This is a genomic window from Kordia algicida OT-1 (assembly GCF_000154725.1).
Taxonomy (GTDB): Bacteria; Bacteroidota; Bacteroidia; order Flavobacteriales; family Flavobacteriaceae; genus Kordia; species Kordia algicida.
This window is the reverse complement of sequence record NZ_DS544873.1, coordinates 3,530,039-3,553,034: the sequence shown is the minus strand read 5'-3', so window position 1 is coordinate 3,553,034 and position 22,996 is coordinate 3,530,039. Positions and strand designations below refer to the sequence as shown.

Genomic DNA, 22,996 nt, shown 5'->3' with positions numbered 1-22,996 from the left:
GCAAAATATCGTTGTGATCTTAGTATTGAAAATCAGGAGTTTAATTTTTTGGCATACGTTTTGAAAGTAACTAAGCATCAACATTAAAACGATTGGCTTATGAAGACTTTAAAATTACTTTTAGCAATTACATTATTTAGCTCTGTAATGACTTCATGTTATACAGAAGTTATTGTAGAAGACCCAATTATAGACGAGCCAAGCATTACGTTGAATCAATTATTAAGCTCGTATGAATTGTGGTATGTAAATATTAACGAAACAACAGGAAATGGAGAAGTACCATTTTTACAACGAGCATTTACCGTTTCATTTATTAATGGAACTTTATATGCAAACAACAATATTTCAGGAATAGGAAACAATGGAAACGGTTACGGAATTGACGTTGGAGCTTACGGAACTGATTTTGATTTTGTAGATATCGATCACGACATTGACGGATATTATCCACTGCGTGTAGATCAGTTAGGAATCAATAGAATTCGTTTGGTAGATACTTCTACAAACACAAGTTATTACTTAACAGGATATCAGCGATCAAATTTTGATTATGACTTTGTATTCTATGACAACATTCACTATTTATTACAAGAATTTACAGCTTGGAAAAAAGTATATACAAGTCAGGCAGGAATGTTAAATCAGTTTGATGATGAAAACTTTTTAAGCTTTTTAGCAGGTGGAAACGATGATACGTTCTTATCATCTACAGACAGTCCAGATACACCAATTGCAAATTTAGTCTACGATTACGAAGGAATTTATACGGTGTACGATGTAGAAGGCGATCCGTACGCAAAAGTTTTAACATTAGATTATGATTACCTAGACAATGAATACTTTGAATTGAACGTTATAGATGACGGAACAATAGAATTATTTCACCCAGATTCTGGAACAACATACGAATTTCAAGGTAGAGGATACATTCAGTATTTACGTTCTTCTACAGATGGAAGTTCTACAAAGTTGAAGCAGACTGACAAAAAACGTAAAAAGATTATCAATAAGAAGTTCAACAAGGACGACTTTAAGAAATAAACATATAAAGACTTTGGTTGGTTATTTAGTTTAGAAACAGTTTTTACACTTGTGTAAAAACTGTTTCTTTTTTTAATGAAACTCACTTTTGAAAAGTCTGAAAAGACGCATTCAAAAGTGAGTTGAATTAATTCCGTCGCAGGACGGAATCTCTTAAAATGATTTCAAGTATTTTTTATGGAATTGCTTCACATGTTCAAATTACTAGCAAAGAAAAGTCTGAAAGACGCATTCAAAAGTGTACGTTGAATTAATTCCGTCGCAGGACGGAATCTTCTAAATTTTTCTAGTGAATTTCTTCACTTTCAAGATAAAACTACAGGTATTTTGATTTTTTAAATCTTCCCCAAAAAACACGATTCATCATTTCGCTGAAAATTTCCAAACTGCAACGATATTTTAAAGCTATAAATCGAACAATAATGCAATACATCGTAAAGTTACAGAAATACTGCTGAGCTTTTGTGAATCGCTGGACTTTTCGTACTTTAACAACACAATAAAAAACTTCATTAATAATAAAAAAAGTAAAGAATTATGGGATTATTTTCATTTATCAAAGATGCTGGAGCAAAACTATTTGGCGGAAAAACATCTGCTGAAGAAGCTGCCGAAAAAGCCGCTGAAGCTGCTGCGGAACATGCTGAAGCAGTTGCTGCCGAAAAAGCCAAAGCCGAAGCATCAATTGTAGAAACAATTGGCGATTTAGAATTACATGTAGAAGATTTAAGTGTTTCACTTGAAGGTGATACAGCTATTATTACAGGAAAAGCACACGATCAAGCTACAAAAGAAAAAGTAGTTCTAGTAGTTGGAAATACGCAAGGAATTGCAATGGTTGATGACCGAATGGAAGTTGAACACAAAGAACCAGAAGCACAATTTCATACGGTTGCCAAAGGAGATACACTAGGAAAAATTGCAAAACATTATTACGGAAATGCAATGAAATATCCAGTGATCTTTGAGGCAAACAAGCCAATGTTAAAAGATCCAAATTTAATTTATCCAGGGCAAGTATTACGAATTCCTTCTTTAGATAAATAATAAAAACAATAAAAGAGGCTGTCTAAAAAGTAAAGATTTCGTCAAACCGAACTTGATTCGGTTTCTCATAACATTTGATAATCAGTACGATGAGATTCTGGATCAAGCCCAGAATGACGTTTAAAGCACATTTTAGACAGCCTCTTTTATTGAATATAAGTTAAAAACCTACAAAAAAGGGGATTTTTCCCCTTGTGTGGTACCCTGAAAATCTTCTAATATTGCCCTATCTAAAAGAAACCAATATTATGAAGAGCTATCGTCCTCTAATTATCATTCCGCTTTCTATACTATTATTGATTCTTATGGGAATTACCTCTTTTGTAATGCCTAAAAAGGAAATCATAGGTGCGTGGGTTTCTCAGGAAAACCCTGAATACAAATTAGAATTTCTTCAAAATGGTATCTGTAAGGATTATTATGCCAATAAAGAACACAAAAAATATCACTATACAATTTCTACACAATGTGATGAAAACAGTACATATCGTTCGTTGTTTATCAAAATAGAAGACAATGAAGGTTTCTTCTCTAAATGTTACGAATTAAAAGGTGTCAACGAAGGAAACGACGGAATTTTGGTCTTAGCGGATATGGATAAAGATGAAGAATACCTTTATACTAAGATTGACAATTAAGGTAGTTTGTGGTTGGGAAGTACTGAGAATTTAGTCATGAGTATTGAGATGCTAAACACAGATTATTAAGAATATACAATACAAGCTTTTTGTTCCTTAAATCGTATACAACAATTTCGTCATGCTGAACTCGATTCAGCATCCCACAACAGTAAGCAATTCATGAAAATCATCAAAGTAAAGACAAGAAGAAAAACAATTCGTGAATTCGTGGTAAAAAAGTATTGAGTATTTAGATATGAGTATTGAGAACGGAAACCTAACAAACAGATTACTTCGTCATACTACCTCGTAAAGACGTTTCAAAGGACTTTCCACAACAGTAAACAATTCGTGAAAATAATCAAAGCAAAGAGAAGAAGAAAAACAATTCGTGAATTCGTGGTAAAAAACTATAATTTTCAAAACGTTTTTAGATATTTCAACCAACCTCATACCTAAAAATCTGAGAAGTCTAACAAATCTAAAAGCAAAGCAGTCTAAAAACCTACTTCCTATAAAAATTCATCTCATCCACATATTCCCAAACATTCTGCGGCAATAAAGGTCTAATGTTTTTCTGATCTTTAATGGCTTTTCGAATAAATGTAGAAGAAATTTCCATAATCGGAGCCGCCACACGATGAATCTTCGGATGATCGGTAAATTGATGCTCCACAGTTCCCTCTGAAATTCGTGGATACACATACACATCGTGGTTGTCTAAAATCACTTCGTAATTCTTCCATTTGTGCAAACTTTTTAAATTATCTTCGCCCATAATCAGGCAAAACTCATACTTTGGATATTTTTCCTGCAAATGAGCTAATGTATTTACCGTATAATTTGGTTGAGGTAGATCAAATTCAATAGTACTTGGCTTAATTTTTGGATAATCGTCTGTTGCAATCATTACCATTTGGTAGCGATGATTATTATCCAACAAAGAACTTTTCTTTTTAAACGGATTATGCGGCGTCACCACCATCCAAATAGCATCTAAGTCGCTATATTCTGCCATATGATTGGCAATGGTCAAATGTCCAATATGAATTGGATTAAACGTACCAAAATACAAACCAATTTTCATCCGAATTACGCTTTTTCAATTCCTACAAAGGCAGCAACAATACGTTCTGCTTCTGCTTTTGCTTTATCCAAATCATCATTCATAATACGCACATCAAACTGCGGCGCGTTTGCCATTTCTGCAGGCGCTTTGGCAATACGCATATTAATTTTTTCTTGACTTTCCGTTTTTCTATTTTTCAGGCGAACAATCAATTCGTTGATATGTGGTGGTTCTACAAAAACAGTCAAAGTTTCTTCGGGGAACTTTCGTTTAATGCGCAATGCGCCAACGACATCAATATCAAAAATGACGTTCTTTCCTGCGTCACAAATACGATCAACTTCCGTTTGTAATGTTCCGTAATAATTTTCAGGATATACTTCTTCCCACTCCAAAAACTCTTTGTTTTTAATCTTTTGTCTAAAATCTGTCGGAGATAAAAAATAATAATCTTTTCCATCAACCTCATTGCCACGCTTTTCGCGAGAAGCCGCAGAAATAGAAAACTCCAAGTTCAATTCAGGTATTCCTAACAAATGATGAACAATAGTGGTTTTTCCAGCGCCAGAAGGAGCTGCAAATACAATCAGTTTTCCTCTTTTCATTACAATACGTTTAGCAATTGTTCCTTAATTTTTTCCAATTCGTCTTTCATTTGAACAACCAATTGTTGCATAGGCGCATAATTAGATTTAGAGCCTATCGTGTTGATTTCACGACCAATTTCTTGTGAAATAAAACCTAATTTTTTTCCGTTAGAATCTGCAGAATGTAACGATTTTGAAAAATAATCCAAGTGATTTGCCAAACGAACCTTTTCTTCCGTGATGTCAAATTTCTCTAAATAGTAAATCAGTTCTTGTTCAAAACGATTTTCGTCTACTTGTTCTTTCAAATCATCCAATGCGCGACGCAATCTGTCTTTTACAGAAGCCATTCGTTCACTGTCCATATCAATTACCTGTTGCAACAAACTTGAAATATTATTGATACGTAACAAAAAGTCTGTTTCAAGTACTTTTCCTTCTGCAATTCGGTATTCGTCTAATTGAGAAATGGCGTGTTGCAATGCTTTTTGAATGACTTCAAATTCTTTTTCGTCTATTTCTTCGCGTTCTGTTTTTAATGAATCTGGCATTCTAACTACCATTTTCAACAACTCTACGTCATCAGCATTGGGTTCAATATCGCGAAGTTGGTGCATGTATTCTTGTACTACAGCTTTGTTGATTACGGTAGAAGTTTCTTCCGCAGTCATCTCTAAATACAAAGAAAAATCAACCTTTCCTCTCAACAAGGTTTTGGCAATTGTTTTGCGCATTGCCAATTCTTTTTCTCTGTAATAAGAAGGAATTCGAGCATTCAAATCCAAACTTTTACTATTCAGCGATTTGAGCTCAATAGTTATTTTCTTTGTCGGAAGTTGTTCTACAGACTTTCCGAATCCTGTCATAGACTTTATCATGCAGCAAAAATAATAAAATTAGCGACAAAGCTTCTGTTTATTGTAGGCTATTCTGTATGTTTTCGAGACTTTTACAAAAAAAGCGATTTTGTAACTATTTAAAGTTTTAAGAAAGGATTTCCGCGATAAACCACTAGAAATCCTTCATTTTATCTTTCGTTTTTTTATTTTTGACAAAACTACCTATGCCGTTAATATTATTATCTATTGCGCCTGCATTACTCATTATAGTTTATATTTATTACAGCGATAAATATGACAAGGAGCCACGGCACCTATTATTTATCTGTTTTTTGCTTGGTGCTATTGGTAGTATTCTCATTGCTTCGGTATCACATTTATTCTTTTCACAAACCTATCCACAACTAGAGGAGCAAGTCATTTGGATTCAGTTTTGCAAAGCTTTTTTGGTGATTGCATTGGTGGAAGAATTCAGCAAATACATCTTTGTACGCTATTTTGCACAACGCCACAAAGAGTTCGATGAACCGTATGACGGCATTATGTATGCCATTATGGTTTCGATGGGCTTTGCGGTTACCGAAAACTTAGCGTATGCGTTTCAAGGTGGCGTAAATGTTGCTATTTACAGAGCTTTTACGGCAGTTCCTGCGCATGCTACTTTTGGAATTATCATGGGATATTACATGGGGAAAGCAAAATTTTCTAGAAACCGTGTCAAATACAATCTCACGGGATTGGGATTGGCAACTTTTTTTCACGGAATCTATGATTTCTTTCTTATTATAGAATACATTCCGGGAATTTCCATTGGTGCGTTTATGTCGCTTGCGGTAGGATTGTTACTGTCACAAAAAGCCATACGACTTCATCAGCAAAACTCCAATTTTAAGCCAAAGTAGCAAAGTTGAGCGCTCTTTCTTCGTTGTAATATACTTCAGTTCCAGTGAAAAAACCGACATGTCCGCCATATTTTGGCATTTCTAAATAAAAATTTTCGTTCTGTTCGGCTTCTTCAATAGGAAAGCAATCTTTTGACAAAAACGAATCATTTTTTGCGTTAATCAGCAGTGTTGGAATTTTAATATTTGAAATAAATTGTCGCGACGAAGCTTTCATATAATACTCAAAAGCATCTTTATAACCGTGCGCTCGCGACGTATACAAATGATCGATTTTCAGCATAGAATTGGCTGCTTTTATATCTTCAAGCGTAATTAAACTTGGAAAAGAAGCATGCTTATATTCAAGCTTTTTTTGAAGGTATTTAATAAACATACGTGAATACAAATAATTTTCCAAGCGTTTCATCTGAGTCAATGAACTTTTTAAATCGCAAGGAACAGAAATGGCGATTGCCGATTTCACTTCTTTAGGAATACGAATAGGTTCACCCAAATACTTCAACAACATATTTCCACCCAAGCTAAAGCCCTTCAAAACAATATGTGAATATTGTGGATAATTTTTGATAATATATTCAATAACTTCTCTCAAATCTTCGGTGGCGCCAGCGTTGTATGAGCGAAACAAACGATTTGGTTGTCCGCTACAACTTCTAAAATTCATTCCAACGGCATCATAACCGCTATTATTAAACAATTTTGCAGTTCCTTTAATATAAGCGCGTTGTGCATTTCCTTCCAAACCATGAAGAATTATAATAAGTTTAGAAACATTTTGATGATACGCGGCATAACTCCAATCTAAATCTATAAAATCCTGATCGCTCAATGTCACACGTTCACGCTTTTGATAAACGCCTGAAACATTTCTGTATAATCCGGAATAAATAGTGGAAAAATGACCGTTTTTGAAAATATGTGGTGGATTGTAATGACTTTTAACTATTGGCATGCTATTTTTGAAAATAAAAAATAAATATAATGTATTTTAAAGAATTTGACATTCGTTGGAGTGATTTAGATGCAAATCGCCACTTAGCCAACTCAGCTTACATAAATTTCATGAGTCATACACGCATGGGTTTCCTTATTGAAAACGGCTTCACACAGAGAGAATTAGCCAAAAACAACATTGGTCCTGTCGTATTTTATGAGCACATGTATTATTTTAAAGAAGCATTTCCTGGAAAACCTGTAAAAGTTTCGTTGGAAATTGCTGGGTTAAGTGAAGACGGAATGTTCTTTGAATTTCTTCATAATTTTTATGATGTAAATGGAAAAAATTTTGCAAGTTGTGAAATGATGGGTGCTTGGATCGATCTAAAAACGCGTCAATTAATAGGCTTGCCTGATGGATTTAATGAAGCATTACGCAATGTGCCACGCGCAAAAACATTTAAAATATTAACTAAAGAAGATACACGTCGTTTTGGGAAAAAACCAGTGAATTTAGAGTAACTGTTTGATTGTTAGTGAAAAAGAAGTACATTTAAATACACCTAAATAACTTTAGTAACTAACATCAAATATTATGGAAAACGTAAATTGGATTGCACTCATTGTAGCCGCATTATCTACACTCGTGATTGGATTTTTGTGGTACGGACCTTTATTTGGTAAAGCTTGGATGAAAGAAACAGGCATTACCGAAGCACAAGCTCAAAAAGGAATGCCATTACGATTTGGACTCAGCGTTGTATTAGCTTTTTTTGCTATATTCTTTATCTATGTAAATTCGGTTGTCACAGGAGGAATTCCGCCAGATGAATTGCACGGAATAGATGTTTCAAGATATCATACTTTTGGTCATGGAGTTGTACACGGAATTTCAGTAGCACTATTTATTGCCATGCCAGTTTTAGTAACCAACGCACTTTTTGAACAAAAATCGTTCAAATACATGCTGATAAATGTTGGATATTGGATCGTAACTTTTGCCATTATGGGCGGAATTGTAAATGCTTGGGTATAAACAATCACACATAAAAAAGGTTGCCTAAGAAGTTTAATTCTCAGACAACCTTTTGATTTTATAAATTTTTTTAATCTTATCCTTTCCAGATAGAATGATTCAATCCAATTACATACGGAATTCCTCTAAAAACAGCTAAATCTAATCCTTTTCCGCCGCCTTGATATTCAATCCAACGACTTCTTTGGTAACGAAAAACTCCGTTATTAATTCCAATTACCCAAACGGTTCCATCTTGATCGCATGCTATTTTCTGTCCAATTCCTCTACCGCGAAGTTGAATCCAACCCATGCCGTTTCCGCGCCAAATACTACCATCTTCTGCAATAATATAGGGAATGCCACGATGTGCGGCAATATCTACAGCTTTTCCTTGTCCTGGATATAAATTCCAATTGCGACCATCAAAAGAGAACACATTATTATTCAATCCGATAAGCCACAACTGACCGTTATCACTATAAATCTTTTTCCCAAGTCCATTTCCAGGCATCGGAACCCAACCAGAACCAGTTCCTTTCCAAATACCGTTATTCAGTCCAATAATATAAGGTGTACCTTTATGCACAGCAATATCTAGGGCTTTTCCGCCACCAGGATATTCGCTCCACAAGCGCCCATTATGTGTAAAAATGCTATTTCCCATGCCAATTACCCAAACAGTTCCTTTATCATTATAAATAGCTTTTCCTTTTCCACCACCGCGCAGTTGTTTCCAAACTTGTGCATTTACGGTAGTAAAGCAAAATAAAAGTAAGATGAATACGTATGTAATTTTTTTCATGATAGAATTATTATGGTTGTATCTACTAAAAGTACAAATTTAATGCCATTCCTTAATGATTGATACGTCATTGAAGCAAAAAAGCCTTCGAAATATAAATTTTGAAGACTTTTTCAATTGTAAAAGTTGTTAGTAATTATTCTCCTCTATCGCGCTTTCCTGGATATGCAATAGTTCCGTGCTCAGCTAAATCCAGTCCTGTTTCTTCAACTTCTGCACTCACACGCAAACCAATTGTTTTCTTAAGTGTAAATAACACAATGAAAGACAAGACGATTGCCCAAACTGCATACGCCAAAACGCCAATAGCTTGTGTACCTAATTGAGAAGCTCCACCACCATTAAAAAGTCCAATGCCTTTATCACCATCAATTCCCCAAAGACCAATTACAATTGTTCCCCAAGCACCAACAACACCATGTACGGAAACGGCTCCGATAGCATCATCAATTTTTAGTTTTTTCTCAATAAATTCTATCGAAAATACGACTAAAACACCACCAATTAAACCTGCTAAAAATGCACCACCGTCAGACATATTTCCACAACCAGCAGTAATACTTACCAAACCAGCAAGTGCACCATTAAGTGTTTGTGCCAAATGTGGTTTTCCATACCAAATCCATGTAGTAATTAACGCTCCCAAACCGCCTGCCGCAGCAGAAATATTTGTAATTAATACAACATTTGAAGCGCCAACGGCATCAGCGCCGCCCCAAGCAAGTTGCGATCCACCATTAAAACCAAACCAACCTAACCAAAGAATGAATACACCCAAAGTTGCCATAATTTGATTATGTCCAGGAATCGGAATTACTTTTCCATCTACAAACTTTCCAATACGTGGTCCTACTAAAATAGCAGCGACCAAAGCAGCCCAACCACCAACAGAGTGTACAATAGAAGATCCTGCAAAGTCAATAAAGCCAAGATCAGTTAACCAGCCTTCGCCTTGCCATTGCCAACCTCCAGAAATTGGGTAAATAACGGCTGTCATCACTAAAGAGAAAATGATATACGTTGAATATTTTGTTCTGCCTGCAATTGCTCCAGAAACAATAGTAGCAGCAGTAGCAGCAAACATAGTTTGAAAAAATAAATCAGCGCCTTCTCCTTGAAACAATCCGCTCCAAAAAAACCAGCCGTTGGAAGTATCTCCATACATCAAAGAATATCCTACTAGCCAATAAGTCAACGAACCAACGCAAATGTCAAGAACGTTTTTCATGGCGATGTTTACCGCGTTTTTAGAACGTGTCATGCCCGATTCTACAAGTGTAAAACCAGCTTGCATAAAGAATACTAAAATACCTGAAAGTAGCATCCATAACATTCCCATGTCGGTATTAATTGCTTCAATTGCTGCTTTTAAATCTTCGCTTGAAACAGCAGTAGCATCTTGAATTGTAATGAAATTTGGTAAAATGGTTAAAAAATTATCCATCATAATGGTATTTATTATTAGTAATTATGTTTGATTAAAATTTGTAGATAGCCGCTAAAACAAAAGAACCTAAACTTTTAGTTGCCATTAAATCGGTGTCGATAAAAATATCTTCTGAACCGCTATCAAATCGAAATTCAGGTTTAATGATTAAATCTTCTTCAATTACATAACTTCCAGTTAATGTGACTGAAAAAACACTTGGATCATCACTCACAAGATCACTTTGCGTTTGAAAATATTCACCTCGTAAACCTACAGTTAAAGATTCTGTGGCACTATATTGTGGATAAATCGCTGCTCCGTAAAAACCTTCGCCTTCATTATCCGCAAAAGCGGCATTAATTCCAACATAGAAATCTGCGGAAGCGTCAAAACCACCTGTATAATCTATTTCAAAACCCAATCCGGCTTTGTCATAAAGTAAATTCAGGAATTGACTTTTATAACCTAATTGTGCGCCTACAGCGTAACTTCCATCAGGATTAAACTCCGTAACATCAGTCTGATTAAAAACACCAAGCATCAAGCTAAAATCTTCCGAAAGGGTGAAATCGGCTTTCAAACCTGTATGTGAAAAAGGTCCGTTTGAAAACAAATAAGAAGTACTATAATTAAAATTTCCTGTTGGAGAAATTACCTCATATCCTAAAAATGTATTGAATTTACCAATAGTCAATTTCGTGTTTTCGCTAATGTTGTAATAAGCAAACAACTGATTAATTACAGTGGCGCTTGCAGCTTCTCCACGTGGTCCAAAAACCAAATCGGCGACACCTCCAATTTTTCCTTTCTCGTAAGAAGCAATAATATTTGCCATTCCTAAAGAGAAACCAGCAGTATCTGCAAATGAAGTTGCGGGCGCAATTTGATTGTCATCATTAGGAGCTGTAAAGTTGGTTCGGTAGTAAGCATCTAAACTTCCGCCAAAAGTGAATTTTTTTTTAGGGATTTCGGTTTTTTCTTGTGCACTCAACGTAAAAGTTGTGAAAAGCAACAAGCATGCAAAAAAGTTTTTCATAAATTCAAAATTGTTAGTTAGTTGCTCTCAAAACTATACAAATTAAATTTACACCTATAAAAAAATAGGGTTAAAATTATAATTTTTATCATTTTTAAAATTTGAACCCTATATTTTTTAGGGTTTACTTTTTTTTATTGAATTTTTTATAAAATTGATAATTCAAATTTTGAAGAATATGTAGCTTTTTAGTTAAATTGATAATGATATTTTAAAAATTGAATAATTTCGCAAACGTTTTCGCAAAATTTAACATTTAATTTTAAAATTAATCGAGTTGTATTTTTCGTAAAAATTAAGCTTTAAATTGATAATTCTTCATTTAAAAAGGCTTTAATTACGGATTTAGAAAAAGTGTTTCGGCTTTTTTTATTATAAAATTCTTGCTTCTATATTAGACAATAAATAAAGGTGTAAAAAAACCTAAAATTATCTGATGATGCTTAAGAAACAAGGACTCTATTTACCAGAATTTGAACACGACAATTGCGGCGCAGGATTTATATGTAGTTTAACAGGAAAACGTTCTAATGATATCATTCACAAAGCACTTGAAATTTTAGTAAAACTTGAACATCGTGGCGCCGTTAGTGCCGATGGAGTTACAGGCGATGGTGCAGGTATTTTAATAGACATTCCGCATAAATTCTTTGAAAAATCTTGCGACTTTATATTGCCAAATCTTGGTGAATATGCCGTAAGCAATGTATTTCTTCCACAGAAAAATAATCAACGCGAATATTGTATCAATGTATTTGAGGCAGAAATAAAAAAGCAAGGTCTGGAATTAATTGGATGGAGAAATGTGCCTGTAAATAGTAAAGTTTTGGGCGAAATTGCCAAAGAAACTGAACCTTTTGTAAAACAACTATTCATCGGAAAATCAGATGCAAAACAATCGGATGTAGACTTCAAGCTCAAACTATTTGCCGCTCGAAAAATCACGGAACATATTATATATGATTCCAAACTTTCAGAATCTAAGTTCTTTTACGTACCAAGCTTATCAACGAAAATCATTATTTTCAAAGGTTTGCTCAAGCCAGAACATATCAATGAATATTATCTAGATTTATTTGATGCCGATTTAGATACACGTTTGGCATTAGTACATCAACGTTTTTCAACCAATACATTTCCCACGTGGGATTTGGCGCAACCTTTCAGATACATCTGTCATAATGGAGAAATAAATACACTTCGCGGAAATGTTTCCAGAATGTTTTCAAGGGAAGAAATCATGAAAAGTCCGTTGTTTGGCGAAGACATCAAAAAAATAATTCCAACAATCTTAAAAGGAAAATCAGATTCTGCAACCTTAGATATGGTGGTAGAATTATTACTCATGACAGGTCGTTCGTTGCCAGAAGCCATGATGATGTTAGTGCCCGAAGCTTGGGAGAAAAACCCAAACATGTCGGATGCTAAAAAAGCCTTTTACGAATACAATTCTTGCTTGATGGAACCTTGGGATGGACCAGCATCAATTCCGTTTACCGATGGAAATTACATCGGAGCCGTTTTAGATAGAAACGGATTGCGTCCGTCGCGATATACGGTTACCAAACACGGAAATGTTATCATGTCGTCAGAAACTGGAGTGGTGGATATAAAACCAGAAAATGTAGCATTTCACGGGCGATTAGAACCTGGAAAAATGTTTTTGGTAAATATGAATGAAGGTCGAATTGTTAACGATGAAGAAATCAAGGAAACCATTGCTGCCAAACATCCGTACCGAAAATGGTTGAACGAAAACTTAGTGCATTTACGCGATATTTCAGCAAAAAAAGGACCGATTAAATATGACGAAATCGAGCTCAAAAAACGCGAAGTTGTATTTGGGTACACGCAAGAAGATTTAAACACCATCATTCGTCCCATGGCACAATTGGCAAAAGAACCGATCGGTTCTATGGGAAGCGATACACCAATCGCGATTCTGTCGGAAAGACCACAACTCATCTACAACTATTTCAAACAACTATTTGCCCAAGTAACGAATCCGCCGTTAGATGGTGTTCGTGAAGAATTAATCACAGACATCAGTTTGACGCTTGGAAGCGATGTAAATCTTTTTGATATCAATGCGGAACACTGTAAAAAACTAAAAATTCAGAACCCTGTCATTTCCAAACATGACTTAGACAAAATCAGAAACTACGATAGCAATCCTAATTTTAAAGTAGAATCCATTTCGATGTTATATGAGGTAAATCGTGGATTAAACGAACTCGAAATTGCCTTAGAAAACCTCATGCACAAAGCTTCTAAGGCAATTGATAATGGCGCAAATATTATTATCCTTTCGGATAGATATGTAGATGAAAAACACGCGCCAATTCCAGCATTACTGGCATGTTCCTATCTAAATCACGCGTTGCATAAGCTCAAAAAACGTTCAAAAATAAGTCTGATAATAGAATCAGCCGAACCACGGGAAGTGCATCATTTTGCCTTACTATTTGGTTTTGGAGCAAGCGCGGTAAATCCGTATATCGTCAATGAAATCGTAGAAAAACAAGTAATTAATGGTGACATTACAGAATTAGAATATTTGGCGGCGATTAAAAATTACAACAAAGCAGTCGGGAAAGGAATTCTAAAAGTGATGAACAAAATCGGAATCTCAACACTAAACTCCTATCGTGGATCACAACTATTTGAATGCATCGGAATCAATTCGACCACAGTCAAAAAATACTTTCCAAACACACCCACACGCATACAAGGAATTGGCTTGCGCGAAATAGAACAAGAAATCGTAAAACGTCACAAAAAAGCATTTCAAGTCAATGAAGTCAACGCAGACATTGAAGTTGGTGGCGAATACAGATGGCGACGCGGACAAGAAAAACACGTATTCAATCCGTTAACGGTTGCCAAACTACAAGAATCGGTACGAACCAACAAAGCATCTACTTTTAAAGAATATTCAGCATTAGTCAACAATCAATCAAAAAGTTTGATGACTATCAGAGGTTTGTTTGAATTCGATCAATACGATCCAATTCCGCTTGAAGAAGTAGAACCGTGGACGGAAATTGTAAAACGATTCAAAACAGGTGCTATGTCGTACGGATCTATCAGCAAAGAAGCGCATGAAAACTTAGCGATTGCCATGAACAGAATCGGTGGAAAATCAAACTCTGGTGAAGGTGGAGAAGACCAAGAACGCTTCTACAAAAGCTCGCAAGGTGACTGGAAAAACTCCGCGATCAAACAAGTCGCTTCTGGACGTTTTGGTGTCACTTCAAATTATCTCACAAGCGCAAACGAAATTCAAATCAAAATCGCACAAGGAGCAAAACCTGGAGAGGGCGGACAATTGCCTGGACCAAAAGTAAATCCGCAAATCGCAAAAACACGAAACTCTACACCGTATGTCGGGCTCATTTCGCCGCCACCGCATCACGATATCTATTCCATTGAAGACTTATCACAATTAATTTATGATGTAAAATCAGCCAATCGAGAAGCGCGCATCAATGTAAAATTGGTTTCAGAAGTTGGTGTTGGAACTGTTGCTGCCGGAGTTGCCAAAGCAAAAGCAGATGTCGTTTTAATCTCTGGTTTTGATGGCGGAACAGGCGCTTCTCCTTTAACTTCCTTAAAACATGCTGGCTTACCGTGGGAATTAGGAATCGCAGAAGCGCAACAAACCTTAGTAATGAACGATTTGCGTAACCGAATTGTCTTAGAATGTGACGGACAATTAAAAACGGGACGCGATGTTGCGATTGCCTGTTTGCTAGGCGCAGAAGAATTCGGTTTTGCCACAGCACCATTAGTAGCTTCAGGTTGTATAATGATGCGAGTTTGCCACTTAAATACCTGTCCTGTCGGAATTGCAACACAAAATCCTGTCCTGCGAAAAAAATTCAAAGGAAAACCAGAACATGTTGTCAATTACATGTATTTCGTAGCGCAAGAATTACGAGAAATCATGGCAAAACTAGGTTTCAAAACAGTCAATGAAATGGTTGGACAAGTACAAAAACTCAACCGAAACAAAGCGATTGAACATTACAAAGCTTCGGGAATCGATTTAACACCAATTCTACACAAAGTAGAAGTTTCAGACGATGTAAAACTATACAATACAGAAAAGCAAGATCACAACTTAGAAACACACTTAGATTTCAAAATCATCAAGCAAGCACATCAAGCATTATTTAGAAGACAACGAACAGATTTAAATCTTAATATTACGAATATTGATAGAGCTGTTGGTGCAATTGTAAGTAATGAAATCTCCAAAATATACGGTGCAGAAGGTTTGCCAGAAGATACGATAAACATAGATTTTAAAGGCGCTGCAGGACAAAGCTTTGGTGCGTTTGCTACCAAAGGAATTCGCATGACAGTTCACGGAAACACGAATGATTATCTGGGAAAAGGCTTATCTGGTGGAAAACTCATTATAAAAGTTCCTTCAGCTTCGACAATTATTCCTGAAGACAATGTCATCACAGGAAATGTCACCTTATACGGAGCAACTTCTGGAGAAGTTTACATCAATGGAAAAGCTGGAGAACGTTTTTGTGTGCGAAACTCAGGAGCAAAAGCGGTTGTAGAAGGCATTGGCGATCATGGATGCGAATACATGACAGGCGGAATTGCCGTAATTCTTGGGCAAGTTGGACGCAATTTTGGCGCAGGAATGAGTGGCGGAATCGCGTATGTTTTAGCGGAAGACGATACTTTTTTCCAACACTGTAATTCAGAAAGTTTAAATATTGATGCGATTGAATTAGAAGAAGACGAAACGCAACTAAAACAACTCATCAAAAATCATTATCAAGCAACATCGAGTCCGTTAGCAAAACGAATACTAGACAATTGGGAAGACTATCTTCCAAAATTCATAAAAGTGCTTCCAGAAGAATACCGAAAAGCATTAGTACGATTAGCACAAGAACAACTTCAAACAGCGTAACACATGGGAAAAATAACAGGATTTTTAGAATACAAACGTCAGGATGAAGCGTATCAAGTTCCGTCAGAACGAATAAAAAATTACAAAGAATTTACCATTGCGCTAAAAGAAGAAAAACTTCAAGAGCAAGGCGCACGTTGTATGGATTGCGGTATTCCGTTTTGTCACAGTGGTTGCCCGCTCGGAAATCTCATTCCAGATTTCAATGATAAAGTGTATCGCGGAAAATGGAAAGAAGCGGCAGAAATATTACACAAAACCAACAACTTTCCAGAATTCACAGGTCGTTTATGTCCTGCGCCGTGTGAAGAAGCCTGCGTATTAGGAATCAATGAAGATCCTGTAAGTATTGAAAACATTGAAAAAAATATTGTAGAAACCGCTTTTGCGGAAGGCTGGATTGTGGCAAAACCACCAAAAGTACGCACTGAAAAATCAGTCGCAATCATTGGTTCTGGTCCAGCAGGTTTGGCGGCGGCACAACAACTCAATCGTGCAGGTCACAACGTTACTGTTTTTGAACGTGATGGAAAAGTAGGCGGATTATTACGCTACGGAATTCCAGATTTCAAAATGGAGAAAAATGTCATTGATCGCCGTATTCAAGTGTTAGAAGAAGAGGGAATTACATTCAAAACAAATGCGCATGTTGGTGTAAATATAGAAGCAAATCAACTCAAAAAAGACTTTGACGCAATATTACTTTGTGGAGGCGCAACGGTAAGAAGAACGATTCCTGTTGATGGCGCAGATGCAAAAGGCGTTCACCAAGCAATGGATTTCTTAAAACAGAATAATCAATATGTTGATGGTTTGCGCAATTTTGATGAAATTATCTCAGCGAAAGGAAAAAAAGTAATCGTCATTGGCGGTGGCGATACAGGTTCAGATTGTATTGGTACGAGCAATCGTCATGGCGCAATATCAGTCATAAATTTTGAAATCTTAAACAAACCAACTATTGGTCGTCCTGCGCATCAACCGTGGCCGTATTGGCCTATGAAACTCAAAGAAACATCATCACACCAAGAAGGTGTAGAGCGTTTTTTTAGTATTTCCACTAAGAAATTTGTAAGCGATGTCAATGGAAATCTCACAGGATTAAAAACCGTAGAAGTCGAATGGATTCTCAAAGAAGGCGAACGACCGCAACTCAAAGAAATTCCAAATACAGAAAAACATTGGGATTGCGATTTAGTATTACTCGCTTTAGGTTTCACAGGAGCCGAAAAAACATTGGCAGAAGCCTTTGAACTCGAAATGGATTTCAGAAGCAACATCAAAGCAACCACCAAAAACTATGCAACCAATCAATCAGGAATATTCACGGCGGGTGACATGCGCAGAGGACAATCGTTAATCGTTTGGGCAATTTCAGAAGGTCGCCAAGCTGCACATCATGTAGATGCATATTTAATGGGAAGCTCTAATTTGCCATTGAAAGATGATAGTGATTTGCCGCGGGTTTAGCTTTAATATAAACGTTAACAATTTTCAAAATTTTGCATATTTCATTAGAAGTAAGTGTTATGGATTTACAATCCAACTTACTTTACTCTACTGCAAACACAGAAAAACCAACAACATTTTTCAACCATAAATTAGGAATACAAAAAAACTTTTACAATATTTGATCTAACAAATGAACAAACAAATTATAAATATCATTTCTATCAATGTCATTGTGATTCGCTCACAACGATAAGGAATGCTATATAATTTCACTATAAAATTTACAAAGCCTTCCTTTATCGGGAAGGCTTTTTTATTTCAAATCACACACTAAAAGTGTGAATTGAAATAATCCCGTTGAAAAGCGGGATTTCAAAATATGAAGTTAAAATTTCGTCAAACCGAACTTGATTCGGTTGCTCATCACAATAAAAACCCAGTTTTATGGGATTCTGAATCAAGTTCAGAATGACGTTATAAAAAACAAAACAATGAACAAAACCATAATTAGCATCATCGTCATTATTATTATGAACTCCACCTGAGTTGATACGATTTGCTATATAAAACAAAAAGCCTGTATCACAATTGATACAGGCTTTTTGTTTTGGTAAAAAATCAAAAAAACAATAGAAACGACGAAAAACAAAGAACAAAGAACAAAAAACACATTAAAAAAACAGCAAGTTGAACATTGTATTTGATAAAGTGTAAAACTTTAAAAATCAGATAAATAAATAAATAAATTAACAATTGGTTTTAGGTGAAATTCCAAAACTGAATTCAAAAAAGAAACACAATAATTTAAATTCGAATCATAATAACACTAACAATGTATTACAAAGAAAACAGCATCATTTACCACAATGGTACCTTTATGCATCCAGAAAAAGCTTCTGGAAACCTATACAGTCAAGCATTACACTACGGAAATGGTGTATTTGAAGGAATCAGAGCATACAAAACTAAATTTGGTACAAAAATTTTCAAAGCAACCGAACATTACGAACGCCTAAAATATGGTGCTGAGGTCATGGGAATTCCGTTCAATCACACAATTGAAGAATTAGTAAACATCACCTACCAATTACTAGAAAAAAACAACCTACAAGACGCATACATTCGTCCAATACTAACCACAGGTTCAAACATGAGTTTACTCACATCAGACGAATCTGTACTCACAATCCAATGTTGGGAATGGGGAAAATACATGGGCGACAAACTTCTCAAAGTAAAAACCTCTCGCTTTGAACGTCCAAATCCGAAATCATGTTTCGTAGAAGCCAAAGTCACAGGACATTATACAAACTCCATTCTCTCTACCAACGAAGCCAAAAATGCAGGTTACGACGAAGCATTATTGCTAGACATGAACGGAAACGTAGCAGAATGTTCTGGAGCCAACGTATTTATGGAAAAAAATGGCAAACTCTACACGCCAAAACGAGGACACATCATGGCAGGAATCACCCGATCTACCATTATTGAAATCTGTAAAGAAGAAGGTTTCTCTGTAGAAGAAAAACACTTTACGCTAGCCGAGCTAAAACAAGCAGACAGCGCATTCTTTACAGGAACGGCGGCAGAAGTAGTTGGACTAAAATCATTAGATGACTATCATTTTCCACTTTCGTGGGAAGCGTCTCTCGGTTACAAACTCATGAAATTATACCAAAAAGAAGTGCTTTGCGAACGCTCCAAAAAACTATCAGAAGCAGTATAAATATGAACAATCTCAATAAATACAGCAAAACAGTCACACAAGATCCTACGCAACCTGCGGCACAAGCCATGTTGCATGCCATTGGATTAACGAAAGAAGACTTTTTCAAACCCATCATCGGAATTGCAAGTACAGGTTACGAAGGAAATCCGTGCAACATGCACCTAAACGATCTGGCAAAACTGGCAAAACAAGGAACAAAAAATGAGGAGGTTGTCGGACTTATTTTCAATACAATTGGCGTAAGTGATGGAATCTCCATGGGAACACCAGGAATGCGTTATTCATTGCCTTCACGCGATATCATTGCCGATTCTATGGAAACGGTAGTGCAAGCAATGAGTTATGACGGATTAATCACGGTTGTTGGTTGTGACAAAAACATGCCAGGCGCACTAATGGCAATGATTCGCCTAAATCGCCCAAGTATCTTAGTCTATGGCGGAACCATTGATTCTGGTTGTCACAACGGAAAAAAACTCGATGTTGTTTCTGCTTTTGAAGCTTGGGGAAGCAAAGTTGCAGGAACTATGGACGAAACAGAATACCAAAACATTGTTGAAAAAGCGTGTCCAGGTGCTGGTGCTTGTGGCGGAATGTACACCGCAAACACCATGGCTTCTGCTATAGAAGCATTGGGAATGACATTACCATTCAATTCATCAAATCCTGCGTTGAGCGATGCTAAAAAACAAGAATCGGTTGCGGCGGGCGAAGCAATGCGTGTTTTGTTAGAAAAAGATATCAAACCATCAGACATTATTACTCGAAAATCTTTGGAAAATGCAGTTCGTTTAGTAACAATTTTGGGCGGATCAACCAATGCAGTATTACACTTCTTAGCAATTGCCAGAGCTGCACAAATTGATTTCACACTCAAAGACTTTCAAGAAATAAGCGATGAAACGCCGTTTTTGGCAGACTTAAAACCTAGTGGAAAATACTTAATGGAAGACGTACACGCTGTCGGCGGAATTCCTGCGGTATTAAAATATTTACTCAAAAAAGGATTGCTTCATGGCGATTGTTTAACGGTTACGGGAAAAACAATGGCAGAAAATTTATTAGATGTCGATGACTTAACAGAAGGTCAAGATGTCATCAAACCTGTGGAAAATCCAATAAAAATATCAGGACACTTACGCATGCTTTATGGAAACCTAGCAAGTGAAGGAAGCGTGGCAAAAATCACAGGAAAAGAAGGTTTAAAATTCTCTGGAAAAGCAAAAGTATTTGAAGGTGAATACGAAGCCAATGACGGAATTCGTGATGGAAAAGTGCAAAAAGGAGACGTCGTCGTCATTCGGTATGAAGGACCAAAAGGCGGACCAGGAATGCCAGAAATGCTAAAGCCAACAGCAGCAATCATGGGTGCAGGTTTAGGAAAAGATGTTGCATTAATTACTGATGGACGCTTTTCTGGAGGAACACACGGTTTTGTCGTCGGACACATCACGCCAGAAGCACAAGAAGGCGGAACACTTGCTTTAGTAAAAGATGGCGATATCATTACCATTGATGCAGAAACGAATACGATACAATTAGAAGTTTCAAACGAAGAACTTCAAGAACGTAAAAAACAATGGAAAGCACCCGAACTCAAATTTGAACGCGGTGTATTATACAAATATGCAAAAACAGTTTCATCTGCATCCAAAGGTTGCGTAACTGATGAATTTTAGTATAAAATTCGTCATTCCCGCGCGAACGTTGAGCGCAGTCGAAACGAAAGCGGGAATCTCATCATCAGTTTGTCACATCGAGCGCAGTCGAGATGTATTTGAAAATCGAAAGGCATTAAAAAATTAGAATTATGGAAACAAAAACCATACAAAAACAACAAAAAACACAACCACAAACAGAACGTCTCTCAGGAAGCGAAGCGATCATCAAATGTTTGTTGGCAGAAGGTGTAAAGACACTATACGGATATCCTGGCGGTGCCATCATGCCAGTATATGACGAATTATACAAATGTCAAGATCAAATTCATCACGTATTAACGCGTCATGAACAAGGTGCAACACATGCCGCGCAAGGATACGCGAGAATCTCTGGAGAAGTTGGAGTCGCAATAGCAACGTCTGGTCCAGGAGCAACAAATTTAATCACAGGAATTGCCGATGCACAAATAGACTCTACACCAATGGTATGTATCACAGGACAAGTCGCTTCGCATTTACTAGGAAGTGATGCATTTCAAGAAACTGATATTGTCGGAATCTCTACGCCAGTCACTAAGTGGAATCATCAAATTACGAAAGCTTCTGAAATTCCAGAAGTCATGGCAAAAGCATTTTATATTGCTAGAAGTGGTCGTCCAGGTCCAGTTTTAATCGACATTACCAAAGATGCTCAATTTGAAGAATTTGACTTTTCGTATAAAAAATGCACAGGAGTTCGCAGTTACAAAGCGATACCTGAAACGGATAAAAATGCTTTGAGCGCTGCCGCAGAATTGATAAATAACGCGAAAAAGCCAATGGTAGTTTGGGGACAAGGTGTGATTTTGGGCAAAGCCGAAGCAGCATTTAAAGCCTTTATTGAAAAAGCAGGAATTCCTGCTGCATGGACGATTTTGGGCGTTTCTGCAATTCCAACCGAACATCCGTTAAATGTAGGAATGGTAGGAATGCACGGAAACTATGCACCGAATGTATTAACCAATGAATGTGATGTATTAATTGCGATTGGAATGCGTTTCGATGATCGTGTCACAGGAAATTTAGCAACCTATGCCAAACAAGCCAAAATCATTCATTTCGAAATTGATCCTGCAGAAGTTGATAAAAATGTAAAAACAGATGTCGCAGTTTTAGGTGATGCAAAAGTGAGTTTAAAAGCTATTTTACCATTAATTCATAAAAAATCGCACAATGTGTGGAAACGTGCATTCGACGATTTATACGCGATTGAATATGAAAAAGTTATAAAAAATGACTTGCATCCAACCAAAGAAGGATTGACAATGGGAGAAGTAATGAAAGAAATCAACATACAAAGCAAAGGCGAAGCCGCAATCGTTTCTGATGTCGGTCAGCATCAAATGATTGCCTGTCGTTATGCAAACTTCAATCAGTCAAAAAGCAATATTACTTCTGGCGGATTGGGAACGATGGGATTTGGTTTGCCAGCCGCCATTGGAGCGAAAATGGCTGCGCCCGATCGTGAAGTAGTTTGTATCTGTGGCGATGGCGGTTACCAAATGACCATTCAGGAATTAGGAACCATCTTTCAGCAAAAAGCTGCGGTAAAAATTGTGGTGTTAAATAACGAATTCTTAGGAATGGTGCGTCAGTGGCAACAGCTGTTTTTTGACAAACGTTATGCTTCTACCGAAATGACGAATCCCGATTTTGTAGCAATCGCAAAAGGCTATCATTTAAATGCACGACGTGTCACTAAACGAGACGAATTAGCGGAAGCGGTACAAGAAATGATGCAAAGCAAAGAAGCCTACTTCCTTGAAGTATGTGTAGAAAAAGAAGATAACGTATTTCCAATGATTCCAACAGGAGCATCGGTTTCAGACATAAGATTGAGTTAA

Annotated in this window: 18 protein-coding genes; 11 read left to right on the top strand and 7 right to left on the bottom strand. The window is 36.5% G+C overall.

What is annotated here, in order from left to right:
• The first annotated feature begins 99 nt into the window (after positions 1-99).
• The 3 genes from KAOT1_RS15155 (at position 100) to KAOT1_RS15145 (ending at position 2,729) form a co-directional block, all read left to right on the top strand.
• The gene (locus KAOT1_RS15155) at positions 100-1,044 is read left to right on the top strand and encodes a hypothetical protein (RefSeq protein WP_007095734.1); all 945 of its coding nucleotides are present in this window, start codon (positions 100-102) and stop codon (positions 1,042-1,044) included.
• Positions 1,045-1,581: 537 nt separating this feature from the next.
• Positions 1,582-2,091 carry a peptidoglycan-binding protein LysM gene (gene lysM, locus KAOT1_RS15150; protein ID WP_007095733.1) on the top strand — a complete coding sequence of 170 codons (510 nt, stop codon included), beginning with the start codon at positions 1,582-1,584 and terminating at the stop codon, positions 2,089-2,091.
• A 248-nt stretch (positions 2,092-2,339) separates the two neighbouring features.
• Complete coding sequence (locus KAOT1_RS15145; protein ID WP_007095732.1) at positions 2,340-2,729, top strand: hypothetical protein; 390 nt, start codon at positions 2,340-2,342, stop codon at positions 2,727-2,729.
• Between the two features lie 487 nt (positions 2,730-3,216).
• Here KAOT1_RS15145 and nadD read toward each other — a convergent pair whose 3' ends face one another.
• Genes nadD through KAOT1_RS15130 form a run of 3 tightly spaced genes read right to left on the bottom strand, consistent with a single transcriptional unit; the run spans position 3,217 to position 5,245 of the window.
• A complete protein-coding gene (gene nadD / locus KAOT1_RS15140; protein WP_007095731.1) occupies positions 3,217-3,798 on the bottom strand; it encodes a nicotinate (nicotinamide) nucleotide adenylyltransferase in 582 nt (193 codons plus the stop codon).
• Positions 3,799-3,803: 5 nt separating this feature from the next.
• Positions 3,804-4,385: a guanylate kinase gene (gmk, locus tag KAOT1_RS15135; RefSeq protein ID WP_007095730.1), complete on the bottom strand. Its 582-nt coding sequence runs from the start codon at positions 4,383-4,385 to the stop codon at positions 3,804-3,806.
• Positions 4,385-5,245, bottom strand: coding sequence for a YicC/YloC family endoribonuclease (locus KAOT1_RS15130; RefSeq protein ID WP_157560151.1), 861 nt, complete (start codon positions 5,243-5,245; stop codon positions 4,385-4,387). The genes gmk and KAOT1_RS15130 overlap by 1 nt, the downstream gene beginning before the upstream one ends.
• Positions 5,246-5,430: 185 nt before the next feature.
• On the opposite strand from KAOT1_RS15130, the gene KAOT1_RS15125 reads away from it, so the two are divergent.
• Positions 5,431-6,108, top strand: a complete 678-nt coding sequence (locus tag KAOT1_RS15125; protein WP_007095728.1) for a PrsW family intramembrane metalloprotease — start codon at positions 5,431-5,433, stop codon at positions 6,106-6,108.
• On the opposite strand, the gene KAOT1_RS15120 is transcribed toward KAOT1_RS15125, so the two are convergent.
• Positions 6,095-7,063: a YheT family hydrolase gene (locus KAOT1_RS15120; RefSeq protein WP_007095727.1), complete on the bottom strand. Its 969-nt coding sequence runs from the start codon at positions 7,061-7,063 to the stop codon at positions 6,095-6,097. The genes KAOT1_RS15125 and KAOT1_RS15120 overlap by 14 nt on opposite strands.
• A gap of 29 nt (positions 7,064-7,092) precedes the next feature.
• Between KAOT1_RS15120 and KAOT1_RS15115 the strand changes: the two genes are divergently transcribed.
• Positions 7,093-7,569, top strand: a complete 477-nt coding sequence (locus KAOT1_RS15115) for an acyl-CoA thioesterase (RefSeq protein WP_007095726.1) — start codon at positions 7,093-7,095, stop codon at positions 7,567-7,569.
• 73 nt (positions 7,570-7,642) lie between these two features.
• Positions 7,643-8,083: a DUF1761 domain-containing protein gene (locus KAOT1_RS15110; RefSeq protein ID WP_007095725.1), complete on the top strand. Its 441-nt coding sequence runs from the start codon at positions 7,643-7,645 to the stop codon at positions 8,081-8,083.
• 76 nt (positions 8,084-8,159) lie between these two features.
• Here the strand turns inward: KAOT1_RS15110 and KAOT1_RS15105 are convergent, their stop codons facing one another.
• The 3 genes from KAOT1_RS15105 to KAOT1_RS15095 form a co-directional block, all read right to left on the bottom strand.
• Entirely contained in the window at positions 8,160-8,867 is a 708-nt protein-coding gene (locus tag KAOT1_RS15105; protein ID WP_007095724.1) for a hypothetical protein, read from the bottom strand.
• Positions 8,868-9,003: 136 nt separating this feature from the next.
• Positions 9,004-10,311, bottom strand: coding sequence for an ammonium transporter (locus tag KAOT1_RS15100; protein WP_007095723.1), 1,308 nt, complete (start codon positions 10,309-10,311; stop codon positions 9,004-9,006).
• A 34-nt stretch (positions 10,312-10,345) separates the two neighbouring features.
• Entirely contained in the window at positions 10,346-11,332 is a 987-nt protein-coding gene (locus KAOT1_RS15095) for an outer membrane beta-barrel protein (RefSeq protein ID WP_007095722.1), read from the bottom strand.
• A 436-nt stretch (positions 11,333-11,768) separates the two neighbouring features.
• Here KAOT1_RS15095 and gltB point away from each other — a divergent pair, with 436 nt between their 5' ends.
• From gltB to ilvB, 5 genes are all read left to right on the top strand, one after another.
• Complete coding sequence (gene gltB, locus KAOT1_RS15090; protein ID WP_007095721.1) at positions 11,769-16,271, top strand: glutamate synthase large subunit; 4,503 nt, start codon at positions 11,769-11,771, stop codon at positions 16,269-16,271.
• 3 nt (positions 16,272-16,274) lie between these two features.
• Complete coding sequence (locus tag KAOT1_RS15085) at positions 16,275-17,741, top strand: glutamate synthase subunit beta (RefSeq protein ID WP_007095720.1); 1,467 nt, start codon at positions 16,275-16,277, stop codon at positions 17,739-17,741.
• Between the two features lie 814 nt (positions 17,742-18,555).
• Positions 18,556-19,449: a branched-chain amino acid transaminase gene (locus KAOT1_RS15080; protein ID WP_007095718.1), complete on the top strand. Its 894-nt coding sequence runs from the start codon at positions 18,556-18,558 to the stop codon at positions 19,447-19,449.
• Between the two features lie 2 nt (positions 19,450-19,451).
• Complete coding sequence (gene ilvD / locus KAOT1_RS15075) at positions 19,452-21,131, top strand: dihydroxy-acid dehydratase (protein ID WP_007095717.1); 1,680 nt, start codon at positions 19,452-19,454, stop codon at positions 21,129-21,131.
• Between the two features lie 131 nt (positions 21,132-21,262).
• A complete protein-coding gene (gene ilvB, locus KAOT1_RS15070; protein ID WP_007095716.1) occupies positions 21,263-22,996 on the top strand; it encodes a biosynthetic-type acetolactate synthase large subunit in 1,734 nt (577 codons plus the stop codon).

What these genes read in the sequence shown, in the direction of transcription:
- KAOT1_RS15085 (WP_007095720.1), top strand. Translation starts at nt 16,275, where the DNA reads ATGGGAAAAATAACAGGATTTTTAGAATACAAACGTCAGGATGAAGCG.
- KAOT1_RS15100 (WP_007095723.1), bottom strand. Translation starts at nt 10,311, where the DNA reads ATGGATAATTTTTTAACCATTTTACCAAATTTCATTACAATTCAAGAT.
- gltB (WP_007095721.1), top strand. Translation starts at nt 11,769, where the DNA reads ATGATGCTTAAGAAACAAGGACTCTATTTACCAGAATTTGAACACGAC.
- KAOT1_RS15095 (WP_007095722.1), bottom strand. Translation starts at nt 11,332, where the DNA reads ATGAAAAACTTTTTTGCATGCTTGTTGCTTTTCACAACTTTTACGTTG.
- KAOT1_RS15105 (WP_007095724.1), bottom strand. Translation starts at nt 8,867, where the DNA reads ATGAAAAAAATTACATACGTATTCATCTTACTTTTATTTTGCTTTACT.
- KAOT1_RS15115 (WP_007095726.1), top strand. Translation starts at nt 7,093, where the DNA reads ATGTATTTTAAAGAATTTGACATTCGTTGGAGTGATTTAGATGCAAAT.
- gmk (WP_007095730.1), bottom strand. Translation starts at nt 4,385, where the DNA reads ATGAAAAGAGGAAAACTGATTGTATTTGCAGCTCCTTCTGGCGCTGGA.
- KAOT1_RS15110 (WP_007095725.1), top strand. Translation starts at nt 7,643, where the DNA reads ATGGAAAACGTAAATTGGATTGCACTCATTGTAGCCGCATTATCTACA.
- ilvD (WP_007095717.1), top strand. Translation starts at nt 19,452, where the DNA reads ATGAACAATCTCAATAAATACAGCAAAACAGTCACACAAGATCCTACG.
- KAOT1_RS15125 (WP_007095728.1), top strand. Translation starts at nt 5,431, where the DNA reads ATGCCGTTAATATTATTATCTATTGCGCCTGCATTACTCATTATAGTT.
- KAOT1_RS15155 (WP_007095734.1), top strand. Translation starts at nt 100, where the DNA reads ATGAAGACTTTAAAATTACTTTTAGCAATTACATTATTTAGCTCTGTA.
- KAOT1_RS15120 (WP_007095727.1), bottom strand. Translation starts at nt 7,063, where the DNA reads ATGCCAATAGTTAAAAGTCATTACAATCCACCACATATTTTCAAAAAC.
- nadD (WP_007095731.1), bottom strand. Translation starts at nt 3,798, where the DNA reads ATGAAAATTGGTTTGTATTTTGGTACGTTTAATCCAATTCATATTGGA.
- KAOT1_RS15080 (WP_007095718.1), top strand. Translation starts at nt 18,556, where the DNA reads ATGTATTACAAAGAAAACAGCATCATTTACCACAATGGTACCTTTATG.
- lysM (WP_007095733.1), top strand. Translation starts at nt 1,582, where the DNA reads ATGGGATTATTTTCATTTATCAAAGATGCTGGAGCAAAACTATTTGGC.
- KAOT1_RS15130 (WP_157560151.1), bottom strand. Translation starts at nt 5,245, where the DNA reads ATGATAAAGTCTATGACAGGATTCGGAAAGTCTGTAGAACAACTTCCG.
- ilvB (WP_007095716.1), top strand. Translation starts at nt 21,263, where the DNA reads ATGGAAACAAAAACCATACAAAAACAACAAAAAACACAACCACAAACA.
- KAOT1_RS15145 (WP_007095732.1), top strand. Translation starts at nt 2,340, where the DNA reads ATGAAGAGCTATCGTCCTCTAATTATCATTCCGCTTTCTATACTATTA.